The organism is Waterburya sp. (genome assembly GCF_058530065.1).
The window spans coordinates 1-4,842 of record NZ_JBZNBU010000274.1; the positions used below are offsets into that span (position 1 = coordinate 1).

Annotated in this window: 3 protein-coding genes and 1 pseudogene; 3 read left to right on the forward strand and 1 reads right to left on the reverse strand. The window is 41.3% G+C overall.

From position 1 onward, the window contains the following. Positions 1–42: 42 nt before the first annotated feature. Entirely contained in the window at positions 43–1,002 is a 960-nt protein-coding gene (locus AC33VI_RS16465) for a COX15/CtaA family protein (RefSeq protein WP_491783348.1), read from the reverse strand. Positions 1,003–1,537: 535 nt separating this feature from the next. On the opposite strand from AC33VI_RS16465, the gene AC33VI_RS16470 reads away from it, so the two are divergent. From AC33VI_RS16470 to AC33VI_RS16480, 3 genes and pseudogenes are all read left to right on the forward strand, one after another. Next, entirely contained in the window at positions 1,538–2,416 is an 879-nt protein-coding gene (locus AC33VI_RS16470; protein ID WP_491783349.1) for a cytochrome c oxidase subunit II, read from the forward strand. 217 nt (positions 2,417–2,633) lie between these two features. Continuing rightward, complete coding sequence (gene ctaD / locus AC33VI_RS16475) at positions 2,634–4,316, forward strand: cytochrome c oxidase subunit I (protein ID WP_491783350.1); 1,683 nt, start codon at positions 2,634–2,636, stop codon at positions 4,314–4,316. 310 nt (positions 4,317–4,626) lie between these two features. After that, positions 4,627–4,842 (forward strand): annotated as a pseudogene (locus tag AC33VI_RS16480) (cytochrome c oxidase subunit 3); the annotation flags it as partial.

Here is a 4,842-nt window from a genome sequence, read left to right on the forward strand (position 1 = left end):
GCTATACTTGTCCCTGTCATTATGATTCTTCCTAAAATTCGATTATTGTTGAACGGCTATGAAGCTTTTTGCTTCTTTAGTTTGTAGGGTTCGAGCTTGACTATCGCGTATGGCTAAAACTGTATAGGCGATTAATACTCCTAACAAACTCGCACCTATGGCTTGATGGGTAACAGTGAGGGGTTCGACTTGCAGGTGCAATTTAAAAGTAGCAATTCCCAGTAAAATTTGCAGGCTGACTAAAACTGCGGTGCAGTTAGCTAAAAGTCTCAAGCGACTGTGCAATCCTGGGGTCTTCCAACTCCTCCAGACGAGGGCAATAACGGCAATAGTTGGGGGAAAGACTCCTAGAATATGAGCATTCATTACGCCACATAGTTGCGAACCAGCAAAACATTGATGTAATGCCCAGCGAGAGCCGACTAATCCCCCTAAAATACTTTGTAAATAGACTAAAATTGCTGCGATTAAACCCCACCAACGTAAATTTCCTGCTGCTTTTGTTCCTTGATAGGGTGATAATGCCGTACCTATGATAATTAAGGTACTAAAAAACAATAATGCCGTGCCTAAATGGGCAGTGACAATATCAAAGCGCAATAGTTGAGTTACGGTAAGTCCGCCAAGAATGCCCTGAAAGACAATGAGAAATAAAGCAAAACTACTCGCCCAAGGCAACCACCCTGGTAATTGCTTGCGATACCACCAAGATAGACCAGATAAAGCGATCGCGCTAAAACCAATTAGGGCTGCATCCAAACGATGAAACCATTCTAAAAATACTTGAAGATTCATCTGTCTGGTGGGTACTAGTTGACCGTAACACAAGGGCCAATCTGGACAAGCCAACCCTGCATTCATCACTCTAGTCGCACTGCCTACCGCCATCAAGAGTAAGGTGGCGATCGCAATTTTCCAAACTAAACGCCTAATCCAAACTTGGGGTTGGGAGCGAGTTTCTTGCCGATTGTTGGTGGGAGATTGAAATATAGATTCGGTCATGGCACATTTGACAATGATAAATGAAATAAAACTTTACTAAGATTAAGGGCGATCGCCAAGCTAGCCGAAAGCATCGCTTTTATTTCTAATTCTTAAATTTTGCTAATTATCTGTACTTTTGATTTTTCTCTCTTCTAACTTTAGCTATCTTTTCTCGATCGCTTTATCTTTTTAGATATTCTTCAGATTAGCGGATATATTTTCCTCACAAAACTTTAAATACATAAAGAAAAAATAAAATTTAGCTATCAGATTCAAACTTATGGATTAAGCCTGGAGTAATGGATTGCAAGATCCCAAACAAAACCTAAAGATTTTACCTGTAGGGTAAATATTTAACGGTTAATCTTCAAATCTTCTGTCAATTCGATCTACTCTAATAAAGTAGATTGAAATATATTTTTGCAGCCGAAATTTTAGTATTAATAACATCAACAATTCCTTTGGGAAAGTAATAACTTGTAAATAGTCGAATATAAAAACTAGACTTAGCTACTTTTAACCCAGTAAACCCTATCCCTATTTATTTATCGACGTGAATATTCCAGGCAACATAATTACCCTGATTGCAGGCGTAGCTTTAACTTTAATTAGCTTGTGGTACGGGCAAAATCACGGTCTGCTTCCTATTGCTGCATCTAGCGATGCGGGGGATGTAGACGATCTCTTTAATTTCATGATGACCATTGCAACGGGTCTATTTCTTTTGGTAGAAGGAGTTCTAGTTTATTCAATTTTTAAATTCCGTCGTAAAAAAGGCGATACTACCGATGGGCCTCCTGTAGAAGGAAACGTGCCTTTAGAAATAGTCTGGACTGCTATTCCTACAGTAATTGTCTTTATTCTGGCTATCTATAGCTTTGAAATTTATAATCGCATGGGTGGTTTAGATCCAATGGTAGCTGGAGATCCTGGTCCGAACTTAGCCCACGCCCATCACCATAATTCCCAACTAGTAGCATTAGATTCTAACCAGCAAAATATAGCTTTGGGTTTAGGGCTTTCTCCAGATTCTCCACAAGGCATAGAGCCTCTAGAAATAAAAGTAAATGGCATTCAATACGCTTGGGTCTTTACCTATACAGAAAGCGGTGTTATTTCTGGAGAAATGCACGTCCCCGTAGATCGTCCCGTCGCCTTGAAAATGACTGGCGGAGATGTAATTCACGCCTTTTGGTTGCCCGAATTTCGCATCAAACAAGACGTAATCCCTGGTAGAGAAACTAGTTTGGTCTTTACCCCCAACAAACTTGGGAAATATCCCGTAATTTGTGCGGAATTATGCGGTGCATATCACGGGGGGATGAAAACCCAGCTTTATGTTCAGACAGAGGAAGAATACAACCAGTGGATTCAAGATAATACCTTTGCCATGAACGAAAGTAATGAATCTGTGGCGATGAATTCTAAATAAGTAATGAGTAATGAGTAACTAAGCAAAATTAATTACATATTCGCTATTTATTTTACCCTTTACCCTTTACCCCTGTCTTGGTGCGCTTGCGTCCATTGAGGAGGTGGCATATTCTGAAGTTTCCTCAGAATCCCGTGACCGCCGTGAAACCTCAAAGGCGGTCGCACCGCCTACCTAACCCTAGCTATCCAATTAAATTTGCACGACTACTTAAGTAATGAGTACAACCATTGAAAAACCAGTCCCTACTTCACCAGAGGGACAATCAGCACACCCCCAAAGAAAATGGTATGAATACTTTCTTTTTAGTACCGACCATAAAGTAATTGGGATACAGTATTTAGTTACCGCATTTATTTTTTATTTTATCGGTGGCGCATTGGCAGAGGTAATGCGTATCGAACTTTCCACACCCGATCCCGATTTTATTCAGCCCGAATTTTACAATCAGGCTATGACCATGCATGGTTCGATCATGTTGTTCCTCTGGATTCTTCCAGCGGGGGCTGCCTTTGCCAACTATTTAATTCCCCTGATGATTGGGGCGGAAGATATGGCGTTTCCCCGTCTTAATGGGGTTGCTTTTTGGATAATTCCCCCAGGCGGAATCTTTTTCCTTTGTAGCTTTTTTGTGGGCGCGCCTCAAGCGGGTTGGACTTCTTACCCACCTCTAAGTTTGATGAGTGGTAAATGGGGAGAAGAAATCTGGATCTTGAGCGTCTTATTATTAGGTGTCTCTTCTATGTTAGGGGCGATTAACTTCGTTACCACTATTCTCTTAATGCGGATGCCCGATATGGACATTCACAGTATGCCTTTATTTTGTTGGTCGATGTTAGCGACTTCTGCGCTAATTATACTTGGTACTCCTGTTTTAGCAGCAGCCCTAATTCTACTATCTTTCGACCTAATAGCAGGAACGGCATTTTTTAATCCTGCGGGGGGAGGAGATCCAGTTGTATACCAACATATGTTCTGGTTTTATTCCCATCCTGCGGTATACATCATGGTTTTGCCTTTTTTTGGCATTATTTCTGAGATTTTACCCGTCCATGCTCGCAAACCAATATTTGGCTACAGAGCGATCGCTTACTCTAGTTTGGCTATCAGCTTTTTGGGCTTGATTGTCTGGGCGCACCATATGTTTTCTAGCGGTACTCCTGGCTGGATGCGGATGTTCTTTATGGCAACTACGATGATTATTGCCGTGCCGACAGGCATCAAAGTATTTAGCTGGTGTGCTACTATCTGGGGCGGAAAAATTAGTCTCAACAGTGCCATGCTGTTTGGTATCGGTTTTGTTTCATTGTTCCTGATTGGTGGTTTGAGCGGAGTCATGTTGGCTTCAGCACCATTTGATATTCACGTTCACGATACCTACTTTGTGGTAGCGCACTTCCACTATGTCCTATTTGGTGGTGCGGTGTTTGCCCTGTTTGGTGCTATATACCATTGGTTTCCCAAAATGACAGGACGGATGATGAACGAAACCTGGGGACGGATTCACTTTGTCATGACCTATATCGGTTTTAATATTACTTTCCTACCGATGCACCAGTTAGGTTTGCAGGGAATGAACCGCCGCATCGCTCTCTACGATCCCCAATTTGCAACCTGGAACATGGTCTGTACCATTGGTTCTTTGTTGCTCGCATTATCTACTTTTCCCTTCGTGATTAATGCAGTTTGGAGTTGGATTAAAGGACCACAAGCACCTCGTAATCCTTGGCACGCCCTAACCTTAGAATGGCAAACAGCATCTCCACCAATTATTGAAAACTTTGAAGAAGAACCTGTTCTTTGGGCTGGTCCTTATGACTATGGTATAGATACAGAAAGTATCGATGGCGATGAAGATGTGGAAGAGATGTTAGCAACAGTTACCGCAGAAGGCAGTTAATTAACAAAGACAAAGAATGAAGGATTGAGGATGAAGAACAAAACTAACAAGATTCTGATTCCTTCTTTCCCCGATGGGTCATTGACAATCAACATACGCTTGATGTGGATTAGCTTCGTTCTAGTTTAGTAGTTTTTAGCTATTAGCTATTAGCTATCAGCCATTAGCTTTTAAGAAAACTTGGAAATTTAAGTTTTTTCCCTAGACAAGTAATAAAATCTCATATTTAGAGAAGGTAATTTAAAGGATTGTAAGATTTTTTAATTCACATCAGACGTAACATATAAACAATTAACAATCAACGATACATATGCAAGGTTCAACCGTAGATAATAAATCACAAATTGCGATCGCAGCGGAACAAGATGCAGAACACGGACACCACGGACATCCCGACCATCGGATGTTTGGTCTGTATATCTTTCTGGTTTCTGATAGTATGACCTTTGCGGGCTTTTTCGCAGCATTGCTAATATATAGAGCGATTATGCCCCTATGGCCCCCCGAAGGGATGCCTGAATTTGAA

Excerpts from the sequence above, each read along its gene's own strand:
- AC33VI_RS16465 (WP_491783348.1), bottom strand. The coding sequence starts at position 1,002 with ATGACCGAATCTATATTTCAATCTCCCACCAACAATCGGCAAGAAACT.
- ctaD (WP_491783350.1), top strand. The coding sequence starts at position 2,634 with ATGAGTACAACCATTGAAAAACCAGTCCCTACTTCACCAGAGGGACAA.